Consider the following 2,855-nt stretch of genomic DNA (forward strand, 5'->3'; position numbering starts at 1 on the left):
CCTGGAGGCCGCGACCGCCCCAGCCGCCCCCGCCGCCCCACCGGCGGGGACGCCCGCCGGGCGGGGTCGGGGTGCGCCGCAGCCAGAACGCGGCGAGCACGCCACCGACCAGCCCGAAGAGGTGGCCCTGCCAGGAGACCCCGGAGGCGGTCGGCAGCACGCCCCACAGGATGGACCCGTAGAGGAGGAAGACCACGATGCCGATGGTGATGTCGAGGGCGTTGCGTTCCACGAAACCGCGCACCAGCAGGTAGCCGAAGAGGCCGAAGACCACGCCGGAGGCACCGGCGGTGATCGACCCGGGGGCGGAGGTGAGCCAGACCCCCAGTCCGGAGATCGTGATGATGATCAGGCACACGCCCAGGAAGCGGCCGATGCCGCGCAGCGCCGCGAGGAACCCGAAGACCAGCAGTGGCACGCTGTTGGCGATCAGGTGGTCGTAACCGAAGTGCAGGAACGCGGCCGGGAAGATGTCGCGCAACTCGCCGGGATCACGCGGCTCGATGCCGTACTCGCAGACCAGTGGTTGGTCGGCCATGCCGGGGAAACAGCGGGGGGTGCCGCCGTCGATGGCGGTGAGCACCCACATCAGGGCCACCCACCCCAGCATGAGCACACCGGCCTGGATCGCTCTCCGCCTACGGGTTCCCGGCTCGCCTGCCACAGCAACCCCTCCGCTTCTTCCCGTGGTCCGTCGCGCTGCCGGGTCCCTACCCGCCCGGCGCCCGGAACCACCAAGGCTAGCCGGCCGGGCCCACCGGCGGTCGGGCGCGTCTCAGGGACGCACCGGGACCGGGAGGGTGCCGCGGCCGGGGTCCTCCTCGCGCCGGCGCTCGATCAGGTCGAGGTACATCAGTGCCACGGTCAGGTCCGCCGGGGCCAGGCGTTCCTCGATCGGTGGCGGGTTGAGGGAGATGGCGGAGCCCGCGTTCAGGTCCAGGCGCAGCGGCAGCGGCGCGGCGTCCGGGCCGTGGAACTGGCCGACGTCGAAGACGATCCGGGAGAGCACGCCGTTGCGGATCTCCATCTCGGCGGCGACCCGGGCGTCCGGGTCGGCGGCGACCCGGGCCACCGGCGGCAGGCCGAACCGCTCGCTCTGGTTCTCCAGCAGGGACAGCAGCGGTGCCAGGGCGCGTTCGGCGGCGCCGGCGGTCAACCGCACCTCGTAGCGCTCGGCACCGCGCTCGTCCTCCAGGCGGTGCAGGGAGGTGCCCGAGCGCAGGGTCCGGCCCAGGCCCTCGACGAGCTCCCACTGGGCGTGCGGCTCCAGCAGTACGGCGGCGTCGGTCAGGGCAGCGGCGACGTTCGCGGCGGTCTCGGCCGGTACCGTCTCGCGGTCGGCGTTGAGGGCGTGCGCGTACTGCTCGTACCGCAGCGGATCGACCAGGGCCCAGGCACCGCGCAGGGCGCGCGAGGCCGGCCCCAGGGAGGCGGGCAGTTCCTCCACGTCCCGCAGGAAGCGTTCGGCGGAGTTCACCCGGGCGGGACCGGCGAGCAGGACGTCCTGCACCACCGTCTCGACACCGATGCGCACGTACGTCTCGCCGGCGATCTTCTTGATGCCGACCGCGTCCTTGCCGCCGAAGCCCACGGACAGCGCGGTGTCCAGCGGGGCGTCCCGGTCCAGGTCGCGCATCCGGGTGCTGCCCTCCGGGTCGCCCGCGACGGCGGTCAGCTCCAGGGTGGAGAGCACCACGGCGTCCTGCTCGGTGGGAGCGGGGGAGCCCTCCCGCTCGGCGACCTCGCGCAGGTGCGCGAGAACCTCCTCGGGGGTCGCGTCCAGGCCCGCGTCCACGCTGAGCGCCTCGCGGGAGAGCAACTGGTCCACGGCCCCGCGCACCTGGAATCCGGCGCCCGCCTGCTGAACGGCGGTGCAGCCGGTGCCGGTCCACAGGAGCAGGCCGGAGAGCGCGGCGGCGCAGCCGAGGAGGGCCGCCCGCCGGTGCGGGGTCTGGGGCGCGGTACTGATGGGTCCACTCCCGGTCCGGGGACACTGACACCGGGGCCGTGGCCCCGCACCAGTGTCCCCCCTCGCGGACGGTGCGGGGTGCCCGAACCGCCCGGGTGTGGCCGAGGTGTCATCGAGAGGTGAGTCGTCCGTCACCCGCCGGCGGCCCGGGCGCGGTCCCGGCGGGGCCGGGGCGAACGCTGCCCGGGGCGTGGGCCCGGCGCGGCATTAGGCTCGACCGTATGAGTGACACGGAGCGCGTTCCCCTGGTGGTGGGCGTCTCGGGAGCGTCCGGCACGCCGTACGCGGCGGCCGTGCTGCGCGGCCTGTTGGCGGCGGGCGCGGCGGTGGACCTGGTGGTGAGCCGGGCCTCCCGGCTCACCCTGCTGGACGAGACGGGGGTGTCGTTCCGGGACGCGCACTGGCGGGATGACCTGCGCGCGTGGCTGTCCAGGGGCGCGGACGGCGCGCCGGACACCTTCGCGCCGCGGGTCGACACCTGGCTCGGTGCCGGTGACCGGGTGCGGTATTGGCCGGCCGGCGACCTGGCGGCCGGCCCGTCCTCCGGTTCCTACCGCACGCGCGGAATGGTGATCGTCCCGGCCTCCACGGCGTGCGTGGCGGGAGTGGCGCTGGGGTTGTCGAAGGACCTGTTGCAGCGGGCGGCGAGCGTGACGCTCAAGGAGCGCCGGCCGCTGGTGGTGGCGGTGCGGGAGACGCCGCTGAGCGGTCCGACGCTGCGGCAACTGGTGGCGTTGGACGAGGCGGGGGCGGTGGTGCTGCCCGTCTCCCCGGGCTTCTACGCGGGGGCCGACCACATCCAGGACCTGGTGGACTTCGTGGCCGGTCGGGTGCTGGACGCGGTGGGGGTCCCGCACGACCTGTACCGCAGGTGGCGGGGTCAGCT

3 protein-coding genes are annotated in these 2,855 nt (G+C 74.5%); 1 reads left to right on the plus strand and 2 read right to left on the minus strand.

Going from position 1 to position 2,855, the window contains the following annotated elements; all coding sequences use genetic code 11:
• Together FNQ90_RS18430 and FNQ90_RS18435 are read right to left on the minus strand one after the other, a co-directional pair.
• Positions 1–610: rhomboid family intramembrane serine protease (locus tag FNQ90_RS18430; RefSeq protein ID WP_182607391.1), on the minus strand; the 610-nt coding region annotated here is incomplete at its 3' end.
• A 165-nt stretch (positions 611–775) separates the two neighbouring features.
• On the minus strand, positions 776–1,840 hold the full coding sequence (locus FNQ90_RS18435) for a hypothetical protein (protein WP_182607389.1): 1,065 nt from the start codon (positions 1,838–1,840) through the stop codon (positions 776–778).
• Between the two features lie 350 nt (positions 1,841–2,190).
• Between FNQ90_RS18435 and FNQ90_RS18440 the strand changes: the two genes are divergently transcribed.
• A partial coding sequence (locus FNQ90_RS18440) for a UbiX family flavin prenyltransferase (protein ID WP_182607390.1) occupies positions 2,191–2,855 on the plus strand: 665 nt, incomplete at its 3' end.

This window comes from Streptomyces alkaliphilus, from assembly GCF_014141535.1.
GTDB lineage: Bacteria > Actinomycetota > Actinomycetes > Streptomycetales > Streptomycetaceae > Streptomyces > Streptomyces alkaliphilus.